Consider the following 19,753-nt stretch of genomic DNA (forward strand, 5'->3'; position numbering starts at 1 on the left):
GACAGGCCTTTCTCAGCAAATAGCGATCAAAAAAATGCCGCGTAACGGAGCAGCTGGTACACAACTCCGACGCGGCAAAAAGCTCTGTTTGACGAGAGCGTCGATGACCCCGCAGGGGTTCGGTCTACATGGCCCAGTGCAGCATTGCCAGCACCAGTGCGCCAAGGAATACGGTTTCTCCCACCATCAATAAAATGGGTTTGATCCCCACCGAGGCCAGCTCCTTGAGCTGCGTCTTCATGCCCAGTGCGCTGATGGCAATCACCAGGCACCAGCGTGACAGGCTGTTGCCGGCATCCTGAACCATCTGTGGAATGAACCCGGTGCTGTTGACTGCGGCAAGGATTACGAATCCCACCGCGAACCATGGCAGCAGCGGTGGTCGCTTGCTGCCTGGTTCGACGCCGCGGGCGCGGGTGATCATGGCCGCACACAGAATCACCGGTAGCAGCATCGCCACGCGCATCAGTTTCACCACCGTGGCGCTGTCGCCGGTCTCGTGTGACATGCCGTAGCCGGCGCCAACCACCTGGGCGACATCGTGTATGGTGCCGCCGAGGAAAAAGCCTGCGTGGAGCGGGCTCAGGTTGAAAAACTGGGCAATCATCGGGTAAAGGATCATTGCCATGGTGGATAGCGCCGAAACGCCTATGACCGTGAAGAGCGTCGCCCGCTCTTTCTTCTCATGGCTGGGCAGCGCTGCCGCCAGGGCAAGGGCCGCCGACGCGCCACAAATTGCGGTGGCACCGCCGGTAAGCAGGCCGAACAAGGTGCTGAAGCCCATGGCGCGAGCCGCGACGATGGACACCAGGATGGTCACCACCACCAGCGTCACCACCATCACCACTGGCTGCCAGCCAAGGGCAACGATCTGCTCCAGGGTGATGCGGATGCCGAGCAACGCAACACCGACCCGGAGGATCGCGCGCGCGGTGAACTCGATGCCCGGCTTGCACACCCCGTCACCGGATAGAAAATTCATCGCCATGCCCAGTAGCAGTGCGAAGAGCATCACCGGCGCACCGTAGTGCTCGGAGAGGAACGTGGCCGCAGTGGCGACCATGGCGCTGACGATAAAGCCGGGCATCAGCAATTGGCTACGTACCCCCAGCGAGGCAATGGTTGCGGAGCTCATGCAAGACTCTCCTGGGGGCAGGGCAGTGGTTGTGTTACGGGCAGTTTGATGGGGGCGTTCATGACATTCTTCCGGCCGGCGTCGCACCTGCGACTGTCGGCATCAGTTTCTGGATATCGCGTTGGTAGTGGCGCTTGCCGTAGCAGAACACGAGGGCTGCTGCGATGCTGATCAGCGGGATCAACTGGAAAGCGCGATCGAGGCCAAAGGCGTCAGCCAGCAGGCCGGTGACATAGGGGCCGGGCCCTTGGCCAAGCAGGTTATTGGCCAAGGCCAGAATGGCAAAGGCCGTGCCGTGCACCGAGGGGTGGGTCAAGTTGGCGATGGCGGCGCCGGCGGGGCCAAAGGTGCCAGTGACCACCAGCATGGCCAGAGCGATGACGACCAGTTGTGCCACTCCGGGGGGCAACAGCATGGCCACTGACAGCAACAGGCTAGTGATCAGGCAGTAGGCGACGGCCAGGGAAATCTTGCGTTCGGGAGCTTTGCGGCACAGGCGGTCGCTGAGGATGCCGCAGAGGATCATGCCGGCGCCACCCGCCAGGATCAGGATGGCGGAGATCATGCCAGCCCGATCGGTGCCCATGTGGTAGTAACGGTTAAGGTAGCTGGGCAGCCAGGCTATCAACGAGGCGCCGATGAACATCTGCAGGCCGCTGCCGATATAGGCGCTGATGACCGAACGACTGGCAAACAGCGAACGCAGCGGACTCTTGCCGTTTGCTTCGGCGTGTTGGATTGCGGTCTGAGTGCAGTTGCCAAGGCGCCGCTCTTTTACGACCAGTGGATAGATGATGGCGAGCGTCAGGCCGAATGTCGCCATGACGATGAAAGCAGAGCGCCAGCCCAGGTGCGCGGCGATGATGCCACCCAGCGCCATGCCCAGTACGGAGCCAAACATGGCGCCAGCCATGAAGGTGCTGATAAGGGTCGCACGCATCTGCTTGGGAAAGACGGAAAGCACCACAGCTATGCCGACGCTGGCATAGGCTGCCTCGCCGATGCCGACCAACGACCTGGCGAGGAGCATGTGTTGGTAATTGTGTGCAAAGCCGGAGCCCAGTGTAGCCAGGCTCCAAATCGCGGCCATCAGCACCAGGCTGCGGACCCGTCCCCAGCGGTCGGCCATTATTGACATGGGTACGGTCAACAGGCCCACCATCAGACCGACGATGCCGCTCAGCAGGCCGAGCTGGGAGTCGCTCAGTGCCCACTCGGATTTGAGTAGAGGAAAGATTGCATTGAGCACTTGTCGCGACATGTAGTCTGAAATCAGCAGACCGAAACTGAGTGCAAATACGCACCAGGCATACAGTCGGGGCGTGCTGGCGGTTGAAGTTTCGATAGTGTCAGCAAGGGCGTGGTGAACATTCATGGCGATTCCTTGTATCTGCGCTTCTTGTTGTTATTGGACGGTCCTGATCGGACTCGTGAACCGGGCCTTGAGTCGCGAGCGGCTCGGGCAAGCATGGGAACGTGTTACTACCCGCCCGAGTGCGTTGAGGGAGGCCGACCCTCAGGCGGTGGGCAGTCGGTAGTCCTGGAACATCTCGCGAAGCTTGTTCTTCAACATCTTGCCGGTCGCGCCCAGCGGGATGCTGTCGACGAATACCACGTCATCCGGGGTCCACCATTTGGCGATCTTGCCTTCATAAAAGCCAAGCAGTTCGTCGCGCGAAAGTTCACTACCGGGCTTGCGGGTTACGACCAGGAGCGGGCGTTCATCCCACTTCGGGTGGTGGGCTCCAATACAGGCGGCCATCGCAACCGCCGGGTGCGCCATGGCGATGTTTTCCAGATCAATGGAACCGATCCACTCACCTCCGGACTTGATGACATCTTTGCTGCGGTCGGTGATCTGCATGAAGCCCTCGGCATCGATGGTCGAGACATCGCCTGTCGGGAACCAGCCATCCACCAGTGAATCGCCAGTGTCGCTCTTGTAGTAAGAAGAGATGATCCAGGGACCGCGCACCATCAGTTCGCCCGAGGTTTTGCCGTCGCGGGGGAGTTCCTTGCCATCATCGCCGACGATCTTCATGTCGACGCCGTACACGACCCGGCCTTGTTTGGCCTGCAGGACGCGGCGTTCGGCGCTGTCCATGGCGAGGTGCCTGGCCTTGGGGGTGCAAACGGTCCCGAGCGGACTTAGCTCGGTCATGCCCCAGACGTGCAGTACCTGTACGTCATAGCGGTCCTCGAAGGCCGCCATCATGGCCGAAGGACAGGCTGAACCGCCGATGATTGTCCGGCGCATGGTCGAGAATGTCTTGCCGGTTGCCTCGACATGGGCGAGCAGACCTTGCCAGACGGTCGGCACGCCGGCGGACAGGGTGACTTTCTCTGTCTCGAACAACTCGTAGAGCGATGCGCCGTCGAGCAACGGTCCGGGTAAAACCAGCTTGGCGCCGACCATGCAGGCCAAGTACGGCAAACCCCAGGCGTTGACATGGAACATCGGCACCACCGGCAGGACGGTGTCGCGCGCCGAGCAGTTCAAGGTGTCGGGGAGGGCGGCGGCGTAGGTGTGCAGAAGCGTCGAGCGGTGGCTGTAAAGCACACCTTTGGGATGGCCAGTGGTACCGGAGGTGTAGCACAGCGACGATGCGCTGGTCTCATCGAAGGTGGGCCATACGAAGTCATCGGTGTGGGCTTCGATCAAATCTTCGTAGCACAGCAGATCGGGGATCGAGGTAACCGCCGGCATATGCGCTCGATCGGTCATGAGCACGAAACGGGTGATGGTCGAGACTTTGTCGGCGATGGACTCCACCAGCGGCAGGAAGGTCAGGTCGAAAAATAGGACGCGGTCCTCGGCGTGGTCGGCGATCCACTGCACCTGGTCGGCATGCAGGCGTGGGTTCAACGTGTGCAGCACGGCACCCGAACCGGATACGGCGTAGTACAGCTCCATGTGGCGGTAACCGTTCCAGGCGAGCGTGCCGACACGGTCACCGAAGCTGACGCCGAGCGTGGCAAGGGCATTGGCCAGGCGGCGTGCACGCTGGCCGAGGTCGCGATAGGTTTGTCGATGGATATCGCCTTCGACGCGGCGAGAGACGACTTCCTGGTCGCCATGGTGGCGCTCGGCATGGGTGAGGAGTGTCGAAATAAGCAGCTGCTGTTGCTGCATCAGTCCATTCATGTTGGACACCGTCTTATTGTTGTTCATGTGAAATACCTTGGCGTATAGCCAACGAGGGACCGACTCAGTTGTCGTCCAGTTGTTCGAGGAACTCGAGAAGCAACGCGTTGATCTGCTCTGGCGTTTCTTCCGCCGCGGCGTGGCCCACACCGGGCAGCAGCACCTTCTTGCGCAGCCCGACCAGGTAGGTTTCGAGCTGGTCATACAGTCCGCGAATCTGTGGCGGCTCGATGGAGGGATCGTTGGCGCCACCGATGAACATGCTGGGCTGCTTTATCACTGCGCCATCGAGAAAAGCGGAGATCTCCCAGTTGCGGTCGCGGCAGCGGTAGTAGTTCAGGGGGCCGGTGAAACCGGCACGGGTGTACTCATCCACGTAGTAGTCAATCGCTTGCGGGCTCAACCAGGCGGGGAACACGACAGGGTCGGTGAAAGCATTGAGGATGGGCTCGTCCGGCTCGAAGAACAGGCGCCAGCGCTCGGCACCGACCGCATCGCCCGAGACCGAGTAGAAGATGCTGCGCAACGTCTTGCGCGTGTCGGCGGCCAGTTCACGGTCTGGCTTTTCCAGCTGCTGGAAGTACAGGTGGTGGTAGCCCTTGCCCTTGGCCATCGCCCGCAGCCCGTCCGTGGGCCTGGTCCGGCCGCGCGGAGGCACTGGCGTGTTAAGCATGACCAGTGCGCGAAACAGATCGGGGCGCAGCATGGCGCACGCCTGGGCTACCCAGGCACCGAGGTCGTGGCCGACGACGATCGCAGAGGTTTCGCCCAGGGCCTCCATCAGGCAGACGATGTCACCCACCGCTTGGCTCATGTCATAGGCTTCGACCACAGCTGGGCTGTCGGACATGCCGAAACCTCGCAGGTCAGGAGCAACCACCCGATAACCAGCAGAGGCCAAGGCCGGGATCTGTCGGCGCCACATGTACCAAAGGTAAGGAAATCCATGCAGGAGGATGACCAGGGGGCCCTGGCCTTCCTCGACGTAGTGCATCCGGATGCCGTTGATCTCAACGAAGTGGTGAGCGAACGCGTGCGCAGCGTCAACGTCCCGCAGGGGCTGGTCCTGGAAATATTCCAAATTCATCGCAGTACTCGTCATCTTGTTGTTGTATGAGAAGAGCTTGACGAGATAGGGGTGGTTGAGTTTGGCTATTCAGGACACCAACTTATCAAAACGGGACGGGGTGATCGCATGTCCAGCCTGATTCGCAGTGCCTGTTTGACCGGCTACGCGTCCATCGCCCACGCAGTCGGGCTGGACCCGTTCCGGATGTTGCGGCTGGCCAAATTGCCACCCCGCGTGCTTGACGATCCGAATCTTCTGATCAACGGCTATTCGGTCTGCTGGCTGTTGGAAGAGTCGGCCCGGCTTTCCGGCCAGGAAGCCTTCGGCCTGTTGATGGCTGAGCGCCGAGACTTGGCCGACTTTGGCATGCTTGCCCTGATGATGCGCGAGGAACCCACCCTGCGCGCGGCGATGGAGTCGTCTGCGCGCTATATGCGGCTTCATAACGCTGGTGTGCATTTGCGCCTTGAAGACGCCGGGGGTCTGGTGCTTCTGCATGTCGATATACAGCAGAAGTACCCGGGTCTTTTACGCCAGGTGGTCGAAATCTCAACAGGTATTATTGTTCGGTCCTATCGGGCGCTGGCGCACGATGCTTTCAAACCGGTGAACATCTGTTTCAGCCACGAACGTCCAGCCAAGCTGGACGTTCATCGCCGCGTGCTCGGAACGGCAATCGACTTTGGACAGGAGTTCAACGGCATTGTCTGTCGGACTCGCGACGTGGACCTGCCCATTGCTGCAGCCACACCCAAGCTCAATCGAGAAGTGAAGCGCTGGCTGGACATGCAGTTGACGGACCAGGGCGATGAGCCTCTGGATCAGGCGCGCCAGGTCATAAGGGTGTTGCTGCCCACCGGAACCTGTTCGATCGATCGTGTCGCCGAGCACTTGGGGTTGCATCGCCGCACACTCAATCGGCGCTTGGCGGAAGTCGGCGAGACTGGGCTTTCTGTGGTCAATGCGGTGCGCGTCGAACTCGCCGAAGAGTACCTGTTGACCAGCAAGCGCAAGCTCTACGAAATCGCGGGGCTGGTGGGTTTTTCATCCGGTGCGGACTTCTCTCGCTGGTTCCGTCATCAGTTCAGCATGTCCCCATCGGAGTGGGCCATACAGCATCGTGCGCGGGCGGCAACCGGGTCCACCCAAATCGCTCCGACCCCTTCCGGGAAGCCTTGACGAAGCCGGATACCCAGCCGCCCTCGTTGTCCGAAAATGCCAACAAGTTGTCCCGTCTTGCAAAAGCCGGGGCGACGGCAATCCCTAGCATCTCTCCAAGGAACCGAAACGGTGCCACTGGCTCGCTTTGATCCTGTCTGATTTGCCGGGCGTGCGATTGCATGCCGGCGTACGCCAGAGACTGGAGATTTCAATGATAAAAAAAACAGCTTTCCAAAACAGTTCATCGCCATCACCGGCGATTGTCCGTCCTTCGGCTCTTCGACATTCGATCAAGGTTGAACTGTGCACGCCGAACATCGGCGCCGAGATCAGCAACATCAGCCTGGCTGACGCGGCCCAAGACCCTGAAATGATCGCAGAGATCCGGGCGCTGTGGCTCAAGCACAAAGTGCTGTTCTTTCGCGACCAGGACATCACTCCGATGGAGCAGCAGAACTTCGCCGCGCAATTCGCCGAACTGGAAGCCCATCCCGTTGCACCTAGTCATCCGGAAGCGGACAAGCTGCTGATGCTGTACCGCAATCTCGACCCCACCAAGCAGAACATGGTCGAAAAGATCAGCCGCGAAAACCTTTGGCATGCCGATGTCACCTTCAAGAAGGCACCTCCGCGCGGCGCAGTATTACGCTGCGAACTGGGTCCGGAGGCCGGTGGCGACACCATTTGGTCCAACATGGTGATGGCCTATGAAAGCCTGCCCGACACCATCAAACAACGAATTGATGGCTTGTACGCCAAGCACGATGCCGAGCACGCCTTTTTCGCCCAGATGCCGATCGCCGATCGTCACGCGATGGCCGCGAAGAACCCCGTCGCCGAGCATCCGGTTGTGCTTATCCATCCTGAGACGGGCGAAAAGGTGTTGTTCGTCAACTCGGCGTTTACCACCCATTTCTCGAACTTCTACACCTTCAAAGACGTCCGCTGCGGCCAGGACTTCAAGCCGGAAGCCAATAATCTGTTGAATTATCTGATTTCCCAGGCGGCGATTCCGGAATACCAGGTGCGCCTGAAGTGGCGATCCAACACGGTCGCGATGTGGGACAACCTGCTGTGCCAGCACTACGCCGTAGCCGATTACGGCAATGCACCGCGCAAGATGCTGCGCGCGACATTGACCGGTACCCCTCTTAACTGATTCACCCAATTCCCAGAGGTCTGCGCCTCGTGCCGGATCGGTCGAGGGCGCGCATCGTCGTCGGTCAAACCGAGCGGTCAGCTTCTGGAAAAAACAATAGAAACGGAGATAGTCATGCTTTTTCAACAAGTTGAAACTGCCGTCATGCACGGCGAGTCGCTGCCTTGGGTTCCCTTCACCCCTTTTGCAGACAACGTCCTGCTCAAGTACTTCAAGCTCGACCCGATTCGTGGCGAAATCATCGTGATGATGAAGGCGCCCATCGACATGGTACTGCCCAAGCACCATCACTCTGGCACCGTCATCGTCTACACCATGGAAGGCCACTGGAAGTATAAAGAGCACGACTGGGTCGCCGGGCCGGGCAGCATTGTCTACGAGACCGCCGCATCCACTCACCAGCCGGAAGTGGTCAGCACTGAAGGCGGTGACTACATGGTGACACTGGTGATCGTGAGCGGAGACCTCATCTTCGTCGATGAAAACGACAAGGTCATGGCCATCGAGAACTGGAAAACTTCACTGCAGCGCTACCTGGACTATTGCGAGGCAAACGATATCGAACCCCAGGACCTCACGGCCTTCAACTAAAGCGAAACGGGCCCTCGACACCGATAGCTATCCACGAAGCTGGCGTCGAGGCCGCCCATTGTGACCGGGCAGTTCAAGTGACTGTTCGGGTGTCAGGTAACTACGTCCTTTCTGCTGCTTGCCGGTAACAGGTGTCAGGTTCAACAACAGCGATCGCTGGTGTCGACCGGTCAATTCCTGTTTGTCAGGTCGTGGGCGGGGTTTCGTCGATCCAAGCATCCCTAACAATAATAAAAAGTGGAGCCAGCCATATGAAACACAGTCAGCCCTTCACCTTGCGTCGCAGTCCGCTGGCCATAGCTGTTGTCGTTGCAATCATGCCGGTTGCCGGCCACGCGTTCGAGTTCGATACCGGTAGCCCGGATTGGTCTGTGCGCCTGGACAACACCGTCAAGTACAACTACGGCGTACGCACCGAAAGCGCCGACAAGCGCATGCTCGGCTCGCCGAACAACAACGATGGTGATTACAACTTCCGCAAGTCCGGGACCAACATCACCAACCGTGTCGACCTGTTGACCGAGATGGATGTTGTTTACAAACAGAACATGGGCTTTCGTGTCAGCGCCGCCAGTTGGTACGACAAAGCCTATGAGAACACCGGGTCCAACTCCAACCCGTTCGTCAACGGCAATGATGCACGCTCCGGCCTGGTCGCCAACGACCCGCGCCTGGCCGGTGTCACCAACGACAACGTCGGCAATGGCAGCCCGCACCTGAGCAACTACGCCCAGCGTTACTACACCGGTCCGTCCGGGGAAATCCTCGATGCCTTCGTGTTCTACAGCACCGAAGTGGGCGAGGAGTCGCTGCTGAGCGTCAAGGCCGGCCAGCACAACGTGTTCTGGGGCGAGACCATTCTCAACCCGGTACATTCGGTCAGCTACGGCCAGTCTGGCCTCGACCTTGCCAAGCTCGCCGCATCGCCGGGTACTGAAGCCAAGGAGCTGTTCGTCCCGCGTAACCAGCTGTCGATGTCGTTCACCGTCAACCCCGAGTTGACCGTAGGGGCCCAGTATTTCCTGAATTGGGATGCTGCGCGTCTGCCGGAAGCGGGCACCTACTATGGCGGTTCCGACCTGGTGGGCTTCGGCGCTCAGTCGTTCCTGCTGGGCAACACCAACTCCATCACGCCGGGCAGCCCGCTCGGTTGCGGCGTCGCCCCCTGCAACGCATTGACCAACGTGGTTCGTGGTCATGACCTGACCCCTGGCAATCAAGGCGACTGGGGCGTAATGGCCAAGTGGTCACCGGAGTGGTTGGACGGCACCCTCGGTGTCTACTACCGCAAGACCTCGGACATCCTGCCGCAGGCCTGGCTCGACACTCGCGGGGTCACCTCGGCCAACCCCAATGGCACGCGTCCAGCGGGCCAGGTGCCGGCTGTTGTCAACACGCTGAATTCGTTGAGCACCGCCACCTATCAACTGGCGTACTCCGACGATATCGATATCTACGGGTTGAGCCTGTCCAAGGATTTCGGCGGCATCAGTGTCGGCAGCGACCTGAACATTCGCGAAAACATGCCGCTGGCCAGTATCCCGGCCATCGTCAGCAGCACCAGCCCGCTGGGCTTCGGGCAAGGTCTTGGCCTGTTGCCGGCGCGCACTGCAGCCACCGGCGTCATCTACGACGCCCCTCACAACGGCGACAGCATGAGCGCCACCGGCGAAACGCTGCACTGGACGCTTAACGGCTTGATGACCCTGCCCAAGACGCCGGTGTATGACCAGGCCGTGCTGCTCGCCGAACTGTATTACAGCAATCTGCTCAAGCTCGATGACAAGAACTCGGCGCTCTACAAAGGCAAGAGCACTTACCGCGGTATCGATGCGCCTACCCGGGACAACTGGGGTATCGCCGTCAACTTCACACCGACCTGGTACCAAGTGTTCCCGGGCGTGGACTTGAACGCGCCGATGTCCGTCAACGTAGGCCTCGATGGTGTTTCCCCTGTGGTCGGCGGTGGCGCCAAGGACACCGGCAACTATGCCGCAGGCATCGGGGCCATCGTTTACAACAAATACTTTGTCGATCTCAAGTATGTGGATTCCTTTGGCAAGACTGACAAGTGCAACGTCAGCGGCAACAGCACCGGTGCAGCCAACGCCGGAAGTGGCGATGGATCGACCCCGAACGCCTTCAGTGGCAACGAAAACTATGCCTGCTACGCCGGTGGCTATTCGGCCTTCTCGGGAGGCGGCGCAACCACAGAAGACCGTGGCGCTGTGTACCTGACGCTGAAAACCACCTTCTGATACACCCATTGCTTAGATACTAAGCAGGAGAACAACATGAAATTCGTCAAAACTTTACTGGCCGCTTCCTTGGCCATGACGTTGGGCGCACATGCGCAGGCGGCCGCAACCGCCGAGGAAGCCGCTAAGCTGGGCACCAGCCTGACGATGGTCGGCGCTGAAAAGGCCGGCAACGCTGATGGGTCGATTCCTGCCTATGCCGGTGGCCTGACTACCGCACCGGCCAGCTTCAAATCGGGCGACACTATGCGTCCTGACCCCTTTGCCAGCGAAAAACCGCTGCTCGTAATCGATGGCAAAAACGTCGACAAATACAAGGGCATGCTCACTGCCACCACCGCTGAACTGGCCAAGCGCTTTCCCACGTTTCGCGTTGATGTCTACCCGACTCACCGCACCGTTGCGTTGCCTCAGGCTGTGCTGGACAACAGCGTGAAAAACGCCAGCGGTGCCAAGTCCGTGCAAGGTGGTCTGGCCATCGACAACGTATTGCCTGGTGTGCCATTCCCGGTCCCGCATAACGGTGCCGAAGCGATGTGGAACTTCCTGCTGCGTTACCAGGGCGTCAACATCACCACCAAGTATGATTCCTGGAACGTTGACTCGGCGGGGGTGCCAAGCCTGGCCACTACCGGACAGACGTTCATCAACTACCCAATCTACGAGAACATGTCGCAGCCGATCAGCAGCGCTGACGTGTACTACCAGATCAAGGTGTCTTACACCGGCCCTGCCCGCCGAGCCGGCGAGGCGCTGATGATCAAGGACGCCGCCGACCCGTTGCAACAGCCACGCCGCGCCTGGCAGTACCTGCCGGGCCAGCGGCGAGTCAAGTTGGCTCCCAGCCTGGCCTATGACACGCCTAATCCAGGTACCTCCGGTGCCGGGACCTTCGACGACGGGTTTGTGTTCAACGGCGCGCTGGACCGCTACGACTGGACGCTGGTGGGCAAGCAGGAAATGATCCTGCCTTACAACACCTACAAGCTGACCTACGTTGCAGATCCCAAGTCGCTGACCACCCCTAATCACCTGTCACCCGACTTCGTGCGTTGGGAGAAACACCGTGTGTGGGTCGTTGAAGGCAACCTCAAGCCAGGTGCTCGTCACATCTACCAGAAGCGTCGCTTCTACCTGGATGAAGACAGCTGGACAGCTTTGGCTTCCGACCAGTACGACGCACATGGTCAGCTCTACCGTGGTTCTTTCGCCTTCCTCAGCCAGAGCTATGACAAACAGGTGCCGGACTCTACGCCGTTCATGATCTACGACTTGGTCGGCGGGTCCTACAACATCAATGGTGTGGTAGGTCCCTACGGCGGCATCAAGTACATCGAGCCGCTCTCCAAGGCGCAGTGGTCAGCTGAGTCCCTGGCCGGTGCAGGCATCCGCTAAGCATCCCGCGATAAAGCGCCCAGATGATTCACACCCTACCTGGGCGCCTGACTCCAGCTTCGGGGTGCGCCTTGCGCGCCCCAGCGCAGTTTTCTCAAGAGGATGCAGTATGGGTTCTTACAAAAAGTGCCTGTTGCTGACACTGGGCGCCTCACTGGTTCTGTCACAGGGAATCGCCCAGGCCACCAACTTCATTGACGTGCTGGACCAGCCATCCAGGCTTAGTACCCTGGCCGTGCGCAGCCCTTTGCTGGCCACGGCCCGCGCGGGTGATCGCCTGGTCGCTGTTGGGCAGCGTGGTCATATTCTCTACTCCGACGACTCCGGCAAGAACTGGCTTCAGGCCAGCGTGCCGGTCAGTGCTGACCTCAATGCCGTCTCGTTTCCTACGCCGCAACAAGGTTGGTCCGTGGGTAGCGATGGCGTCGTGCTGCACAGCAGCGATGCCGGCGCAACCTGGAGTAAACAACTCGATGGCCGCCAGATCGGCGACTTGCTGGTCAAACACTACGGCGCCCTGGTCCAGGCAGAACCTGGCAATGAACAATGGCCGCAGCTCGTCGAAGACGGCCAGCGGTTGACGAAAGAGGGCGCCGACAAGCCGCTGCTCGACGTCTGGTTCGCCAATGACCAACTCGGTTATGTGGTGGGTGTATTCAATCTGATCCTGCGCACTGAAGACGGCGGCAAGCACTGGACCCCATTCCAGGACCGTATCGATAACCCGCAGGGTCTGCACCTCAATGCCATCGCTTCTGCCGGCGATGCGCTGTACATCGCCGGCGAACAGGGCTTGCTGCTCAAATTCGATGACGTGCAGCAGCGTTTCCTGGCCCTGCCAACGCCTTATCAAGGCAGCTTTTTTGGTGTGATTGGCAAGCCTGGCGAAGTCCTGGCCTACGGGCTGCGCGGGCATGTGTTTCGCAGCACCGATGGCGGCGCCAACTGGACCTCACTCAATACGGGGCTGCAAGTGAACATCACCGCCGCCACCCTGGACACCGACGGCCATTACGAGCTGTTTACCCAGGCCGGGCAACGGTTGGTCAGCCAGGATGGCGGGCAAGGCTTGAAATTGATGGCTCAGCAAAACCCGTCACCGGTTGCCGGCGCCGTTCAGGCAGCCGACGGCGCATTGGTGTTGGTCGGCAACCGTGGTGCGCGCGTGCTTTCACAAGAATAAGAACTGTATCAATTCGAGGTACCCAGACATGGGCAATATCCAACAAGACACGATGCCGGTGATTTGCAACTTGCAAGACTTCGATCGAAGTTCCGGAAACCGGCTGGAAAGGTGGGTCTTCAATCACCGCCCCCTGTTCATGTTGCTCATGGCAGTGATCACCCTGGTACTGGGTTACATGATGGCGACCCGTCTCGAGCTGCGTCCCAGCTTCGAGAAGATGATTCCGCAGAGCCAGCCGTACATTAAAAATTTCCTGGAAAACCGCAAGTCTTTGCGCGGCCTGGGCAGCTCGGTGCGGGTGGTGGTTGAAAACACCGAAGGCGACATCTTCGACCCCGACTACCTGAACGTGCTCAAACAGGTTAACGACGAACTGTTCCTCACCGAAGGCGTCGACCGCGCCTGGATGAAGTCGCTGTGGAGCCCTGCGGTACGCTGGACCGAAGTCACCGAGGAAGGTTTCCAGGGTGGACCGGTGATGCCCGATACCTATCAGGGTACGCCTGCGGATATCGAACAACTGCGCGAGAACATCAACCGCTCCGGCATTGTCGGCAATCTGGTGGCCAGCGACTTCAAGTCCACCATGTTGATCGTGCCGTTGCTCGACACTGCTTCGGCAACCGGACACAGCGTCGACTACCACACGTTCGCCAAGAAACTTGAAAGGCAAATGCATGACAAGGAGGGCTCCGGCAAATACAAGGTCCACGTGATCGGCTTCGCCAAGTTGGTCGGCGACCTGATTGACGGACTGATCCAGGTGATGATGTTCTTCGGCCTGGCGGTGATCACCTCGCTGATCATCATCTACGCCTACACCCGTTGTGTACGCAGCACCTTGCTGGTGGTCGGCTGCTCGCTGATTGCGGTGGTCTGGCAACTGGGCATCGTCGCCTGGCTCGGTTACGCCATCGATCCGTACTCGGTGCTGGTGCCATTCCTGATCTTCGCCATCGGCGTGTCCCACGCCGCGCAGAAAATGAACGGCATCATGCAGGACATCGCCCGTGGCACCCATAAACTGATCGCCGCGCGCTACACCTTCCGCCGTCTGTTCATCGCCGGGGTCACTGCGCTGTTGGCAGATGCCGTGGGTTTTGCGGTGTTGATGCTGATCGACATTCCGGTGATCCAGGACCTGGCGATCACCGCCAGCATTGGCGTCGCTGTGCTGATCTTCACCTCACTGTTGCTGATGCCGGTCGCGCTGTCGTACGTCGGCGTTGGCAAGAAGGCCGCCGAGCGCGCCTTGAAGATCGACAGCCGCGCTGCCGCGCATCGTGGCTTCGGCAAGTTGTGGGACTTGCTCGACCGCTTCACCACCCGTAACTGGGCTATTGGCACTGTGCTCGGTGCCCTGGTGCTGGGTATTGCCGGTTTCGCGGTCAGTACGCATCTGAAGATCGGTGACCTCGACAGTGGTGCTCCGGAGCTGCGTGCCGACTCGCGCTACAACCGCGACAACGCCTACATCACCGGCCATTACGCGCTGTCCAGCGATCTGTTCGCGGTGATGATCAAGACCCCGCCAGAGGGCTGCCTGAATTATCAAACGCTGGTCCTGGCCGATCGCCTGGCCTGGGAACTGCAGCAATATCCGGGTGTGCAAGCGACCTCATCGCTAGTCAATGCGGTGCGCCAGATCACTGCCGGATCTTTCGAGGGCAACCCCAAACTCAACAACATCCAGCGCAACCAGGACGTGTTGAACTACGGCGCGCAACAGGCCTCGGTCAATGCGCCGGAGCTGTTCAATAACAACTGTTCGGTGATGCCGGTCATTGCCTACCTCAAGGACCACAAGGCCGAAACCCTGGATGCCGTGGTGGCGATCGCCGACAAGTTTGCCAGGGAAAACAGCACCCCGGATCGTCAGTTCCTGCTGGCCGCCGGTACTGCGGGTATCGAGGCGGCAACCAATATCGTGGTGCGCGAAGCCAACCACACCATGCTGCTGTACGTGTACCTGGCGGTGACGTTGTTCTGCCTGATCACCTTCCGCAGCTGGCGCGCGACGCTGGTCGCGCTGTTGCCCCTGGTCCTGACCTCGATCCTCTGCGAGGCCTTGATGGTCGCTATGGGCATTGGCGTGAAAGTCGCCACCTTGCCGGTGATTGCCCTGGGCGTGGGCATCGGTGTGGATTACGCGCTGTACCTGCTCAGCGTGCAGTTGCACTACCAACGCAGCGGTATGCCGCTGTCCGAAGCCTACCGCAACGCCGTGGCCTTCACCGGCCGGGTGGTCGGCCTGGTCGGCATCACGCTGGCTGCCGGTGTGGTGAGCTGGGCCTGGTCACCGATCAAGTTTCAGGCCGACATGGGCATCCTGCTGACCTTCATGTTCCTGTGGAACATGCTCGGCGCGCTGATCCTGATTCCGGCCCTGTCCTGGTTCCTGTTACGTGGGCCCTCGCTGAACCGTCGTTCTGCGCCGGCTGAATCGGGGAGACAAACCAGCGATAGCGATAATTCCAACAAACCGGGCGTGCCGCATGCCCTCACAGTGTCCGAGTAAGCCAATCATGTCTGTTTACAAAGCTCCCCTGCGCGATATGCGCTTCGTTCTCAATGAAGTCTTCGAAGTGTCCAGACTCTGGACTCAATTGCCCGGGTTGGCCGAGGTTATCGACGAAGAGACGGCAGCCGCGATCCTTGAAGAGGCCGGCAAGATCAGCACAGATATCATCGCCCCGCTGTTACGCAGTGGCGACGAGCAAGGCTGCACCTGGAACGACGGTGCAGTGACCACGCCGGACGGTTTCCCGGCAGCCTATCGGGCTTTTGCCGAAGGTGGCTGGGGCGGTGTCGGTGGCGATCCCGAGTTTGGCGGTATGGGGATGCCCAAGGCGATCTCCGCCCAGATTGAAGAAATGGTCAACTCGGCCAATCTGTCTTTCGGCCTGTACCCGATGCTGACGGCGGGTGCCTGCCTGGCACTCAAGGCCCACGCCAGCCAGGAACTCAAGGAACGCTATCTGCCAAATATGTACGCCGGCACCTGGACCGGTTCGATGTGCCTGACCGAAGCCCACGCCGGCACCGACCTGGGCTTGATTCGCACCAAGGCCGAGCCCCAGGCTAATGGCAGCTACAAGATCAGCGGCAGCAAGATTTTCATCAGCGGCGGCGAGCACGACCTGACCGAAAACATCATCCACCTGGTACTGGCCAAACTGCCGGGTGCTCCCGCCGGGGCAAAAGGTATTTCGCTGTTTCTGGTGCCCAAGGTGATAGTCAATGCCGATGGTTCGCTGGGCGAACGCAACTCACTGTCCTGCGGCTCCATCGAGCACAAGATGGGCATCAAGGCGTCCGCCACCTGCGTGATGAACTTCGACGGCGCCACTGGCTGGATCGTCGACGCGCCGAACAAAGGCCTGGCGGCGATGTTCACCATGATGAACTACGAGCGTCTGGGTGTCGGTATCCAGGGCCTGGCACAAGGTGAGCGCTCCTATCAGAACGCTGTCGAGTATGCCCGCGAGCGTATTCAGAGCCGTGCCCCGACGGGTCCACAGGAGAGTGAAAAAGCCGCTGATCCGATCATCGTGCACCCGGACGTGCGCCGTATGTTGCTGACGATGAAGGCCTTGAATGAAGGTGGACGTGCTTTCTCCAGCTATGTGGCTTTGCAACTGGACACCGCCAAGTACAGCGAGGACGCAGCGACCCGCCAGCGTGCCCAGGATTTGGTGGCGTTGCTGACCCCGGTGGCTAAGGCGTTCCTCACCGACATGGGCCTGGAAACCACGTTGCACGGTCAGATGATTTTCGGTGGCCACGGTTACATTCGCGAATGGGGTCAGGAACAATTGGTGCGTGACGTGCGCATCACCCAGATCTACGAAGGCACCAACGGCATCCAGTCTCTCGACCTCGTAGGGCGCAAGATCGTCGGCAGCGGCGGGGCGCTCTACCGCTTGTTCGCCTCGGAAATCCGCCACTTCTCCGCCAATGCCTGTGCCGATCTCGGCGAGTTTACCCAGCCACTGAACGCAGCTGTCGATACCCTCGATGAGCTGACTGCGTGGTTGCTGGACCGGGCGCAAAGCAACCCGAATGAAATCGGCGCGGCCTCTGTCGAGTACCTGCACGTGTTCGGCTACACCGCCTACGCGTATATGTGGGCGCGCATGGCCAAAGCCGCCATGAGTGGCAATGCCGAGGACGATTTCTACACCAGCAAACTGGCCACTGCGCGTTTCTATTTCGCCCGGTTGCTGCCGCGTATCCACTCGTTGAGCGCATCAGCCAAGGCCGGCAGCGACTGCCTCTATTCGTTGGATGCCGCACAGTTCTGAACATGATCAGTTTCAGGAAGAGCCAAACAGGGTGAAGACAGCTCGTTTGCTTCATCCGCCAGAGAGATCACATATGTATAGCTTGATCAATTATCGCTGTGAAGGTCCGCTGGCCTTGATCGGCCTCGCCAGTGCTCCCGTCAACGCTCTCGGCCAGGCTTTGCGCGAACAATTGCTGGATGCTTGCGAACGGGCCGCTGCGGACGCCAGTGTGAAAGCGATTATTCTCCACGGCGATGGTTCTGTGTTTAGCGCCGGCGCTGACATTTCCGAGTTCGGTAGCCCGGCGTCCTTCGCCAAGCCAGACCTGCCAAGTCTGCTGACCCGTCTGACCGAGTTAAACAAACCGCTAATCGCTGCCATCGGTGGGCTGGCATTGGGCGGTGGGCTTGAGCTCGCCATGGCCTGCGGCTACCGGGTGGCTGAAGCCGACGCGCGCCTGGGCCTTCCGGAAATCAAGCTTGGCTTGCTACCCGGCGCTGGTGGTACGCAGCGTTTGCCGCGTCTGATTGGCGCCGCTGCGGCGCTGAAATTTATTATGTCCGGCGAGCCGATAGGCGCCCATCGAGCACAGGTGCTGGGGCTGCTGGATTGGGTGGCACCCACTGCGGATAGCTTGCTCGAAACGGCTATGGTATTGGCCGCAGCATTGATTCCCAGACAGGCACCGGACCGCCCGTGCCGCCCGAACTGGCCGCATCCAAACCCGGGCGCAGTTTTGCTGCCGGGCTATTTCGCCGACTACCGCGCGGCGAATCAGTCTCATTGGAAAGGTCAGAGCGCACCGCAGCGGGTGGTGGCGGCAATTGAAGCAGCCTGTAATCTGCCGCTTGCCGAAGGCCTTGCCCGCGAAGGCGAGTTGTTCAAAGAGGCCGAGGCTTCCACCGAGTCCGAGGCCCTGCGCCATGTGTTCTTCGCCGAGCGTGAAGTCGGCAAGTTGCCGGGGCTGGACGCCGGCACGTCGATTCGTCCGGTCAACCGGGTCGCGGTCATTGGTGCCGGCACCATGGGCGGAGGGATTGCCATGAACTTCGCCAACGCGGGTATGGCGGTGACGCTGCTGGAGCTCAAGGCCGATGCCCTTGAGCGCGGCCTGGCACTGATCCGCAAAAACTACGACACCAGTGTCCTGCGCGGCAAGCTCACAGCCGAGCAAGTGAATGAGCGACTGGCGCTGATCCACGGCACTCTGGACTACGCCGATATCGCCGACGCTGACCTGGTGATCGAAGCCGTGTTCGAGAACCTGTCCATCAAGCAGCAGGTGTTTCGTACCCTGGACGAGGTGTGCAAGGCAGGCGCGATTTTCGCCAGCAATACCTCCACCCTGGATCTCGACGCCATTGCCGCTGTCACCCGCCGGCCGCAGGACGTGGTCGGCCTGCATTTCTTCAGCCCGGCCAACGTCATGCGCCTGCTTGAAGTGGTGAGGGGCGCAGTCACGGCCCCGGATGTCCTGGCCACTACGCTGAAAATCTCCAAACGCATCGGTAAGATCCCGGTGGTTTCCGGGGTGTGCTTTGGCTTCATCGGCAACCGCATGCTCGAACCTTACTCCCGCGAAGCGCACCGCCTGCTGCTGGAAGGCGCCACGCCTGCGCAGGTTGACAATGTGCTCACCAGTTTTGGCATGGCGATGGGTGCCTTTGCGATGCACGATCTGGCGGGCATCGATGTCAGCTTTCTGGTTCGTGAGTCGCGCCGTGAGGTTATTTCCCTTGATCCCGGCTACTGCAAGCTCGCCGATGCGCTTTACGCACTGGGTCGTTATGGTCAGAAAAACAGCCGTGGCTACTTCCTTTATGAAGGTCGCGAGCGCAAGGATGATCCTGAAGTGGTCGCTTTGGCCGAGCGCATCGCAGGCGAACTGGGCATCCAGCGTCGCACTATCAGCGATCAGGAAATCCACGACCGTTGTATGTTGATGCTGGTTAATGAAGGTATCCAGCTTCTCGATGAAGGCATCGCCCAGCGCAGCAGCGACATTGATCTGGTCTGGATTAATGGCTACGGCTTCCCGGCCTGGCGCGGCGGCCCATTACATTACGCCGAAGGACTGGGGCTTGCGCATGTGCTGGAGCGAACCGCTTATTACCGAGATGCACTTGGTACCTACGGAGACATGTGGTTCCAACCAGCACATTTGCTGGAGCGCTTGGTCGCATCTGGCAAGACCGGCGTCGAACGTATCTGATCTTTGCGGTCATTGGCGGCCATCGCAAATTGGCAGCCATCCGTGCTAATCGTCCGCCTTGTTACCCTTAGAGGTCCCATTAGTCCCTACTAGTAGAGCTAAATCAGATGCAACCCCCGGGCCTGTCCTAGCCTGCGCGCTTGGCGATTTGAACGT

The 19,753-nt window shown here is 60.0% G+C and carries 13 protein-coding genes; 9 read left to right on the top strand and 4 right to left on the bottom strand.

What is annotated here, in order from left to right; translation table 11 throughout:
* Positions 1 to 124 precede the first annotated feature (124 nt).
* From AC3ISI_RS10360 to AC3ISI_RS10375, 4 genes are all read right to left on the bottom strand, one after another.
* Positions 125 to 1,135: a YeiH family protein gene (locus AC3ISI_RS10360; RefSeq protein ID WP_489336804.1), complete on the bottom strand. Its 1,011-nt coding sequence runs from the start codon at positions 1,133 to 1,135 to the stop codon at positions 125 to 127.
* Positions 1,136 to 1,193: 58 nt separating this feature from the next.
* Positions 1,194 to 2,510, bottom strand: a complete 1,317-nt coding sequence (locus AC3ISI_RS10365) for an MFS transporter (protein WP_489336805.1) — start codon at positions 2,508 to 2,510, stop codon at positions 1,194 to 1,196.
* Positions 2,511 to 2,651: 141 nt separating this feature from the next.
* Positions 2,652 to 4,307: a 3-(methylthio)propionyl-CoA ligase gene (locus tag AC3ISI_RS10370; protein ID WP_489336806.1), complete on the bottom strand. Its 1,656-nt coding sequence runs from the start codon at positions 4,305 to 4,307 to the stop codon at positions 2,652 to 2,654.
* Positions 4,308 to 4,344: 37 nt separating this feature from the next.
* Positions 4,345 to 5,367 (bottom strand): alpha/beta fold hydrolase, encoded by a 1,023-nt coding sequence (locus AC3ISI_RS10375; RefSeq protein WP_489336807.1) that lies wholly within the window; start codon positions 5,365 to 5,367, stop codon positions 4,345 to 4,347.
* A gap of 108 nt (positions 5,368 to 5,475) precedes the next feature.
* Between AC3ISI_RS10375 and AC3ISI_RS10380 the strand changes: the two genes are divergently transcribed.
* From AC3ISI_RS10380 to AC3ISI_RS10420, 9 genes are all read left to right on the top strand, one after another.
* Positions 5,476 to 6,528 carry an AraC family transcriptional regulator gene (locus AC3ISI_RS10380; RefSeq protein WP_489336808.1) on the top strand — a complete coding sequence of 351 codons (1,053 nt, stop codon included), beginning with the start codon at positions 5,476 to 5,478 and terminating at the stop codon, positions 6,526 to 6,528.
* Positions 6,529 to 6,799: 271 nt separating this feature from the next.
* On the top strand, positions 6,800 to 7,669 hold the full coding sequence (locus AC3ISI_RS10385) for a TauD/TfdA dioxygenase family protein (RefSeq protein ID WP_489337692.1): 870 nt from the start codon (positions 6,800 to 6,802) through the stop codon (positions 7,667 to 7,669).
* 114 nt (positions 7,670 to 7,783) lie between these two features.
* The gene (locus AC3ISI_RS10390; protein ID WP_489336809.1) at positions 7,784 to 8,260 is read left to right on the top strand and encodes a 2,4'-dihydroxyacetophenone dioxygenase family protein; all 477 of its coding nucleotides are present in this window, start codon (positions 7,784 to 7,786) and stop codon (positions 8,258 to 8,260) included.
* 251 nt (positions 8,261 to 8,511) lie between these two features.
* The gene (locus AC3ISI_RS10395) at positions 8,512 to 10,518 is read left to right on the top strand and encodes a DUF1302 domain-containing protein (RefSeq protein ID WP_489336810.1); all 2,007 of its coding nucleotides are present in this window, start codon (positions 8,512 to 8,514) and stop codon (positions 10,516 to 10,518) included.
* Between the two features lie 36 nt (positions 10,519 to 10,554).
* Positions 10,555 to 11,913, top strand: a complete 1,359-nt coding sequence (locus AC3ISI_RS10400) for a DUF1329 domain-containing protein (protein ID WP_489336812.1) — start codon at positions 10,555 to 10,557, stop codon at positions 11,911 to 11,913.
* A 109-nt stretch (positions 11,914 to 12,022) separates the two neighbouring features.
* Positions 12,023 to 13,096, top strand: a complete 1,074-nt coding sequence (locus tag AC3ISI_RS10405; RefSeq protein ID WP_489336814.1) for a WD40/YVTN/BNR-like repeat-containing protein — start codon at positions 12,023 to 12,025, stop codon at positions 13,094 to 13,096.
* Positions 13,097 to 13,124: 28 nt separating this feature from the next.
* A complete protein-coding gene (locus AC3ISI_RS10410; protein WP_489336815.1) occupies positions 13,125 to 15,617 on the top strand; it encodes an efflux RND transporter permease subunit in 2,493 nt (830 codons plus the stop codon).
* Positions 15,618 to 15,624: 7 nt separating this feature from the next.
* A complete protein-coding gene (locus AC3ISI_RS10415; protein WP_489336817.1) occupies positions 15,625 to 17,403 on the top strand; it encodes an acyl-CoA dehydrogenase C-terminal domain-containing protein in 1,779 nt (592 codons plus the stop codon).
* A gap of 73 nt (positions 17,404 to 17,476) precedes the next feature.
* Complete coding sequence (locus AC3ISI_RS10420; protein ID WP_489336818.1) at positions 17,477 to 19,597, top strand: 3-hydroxyacyl-CoA dehydrogenase NAD-binding domain-containing protein; 2,121 nt, start codon at positions 17,477 to 17,479, stop codon at positions 19,595 to 19,597.
* The last annotated feature ends 156 nt before the right edge of the window (positions 19,598 to 19,753 follow it).

It is taken from the genome of Pseudomonas sp. GL_139_B, assembly GCF_057834475.1.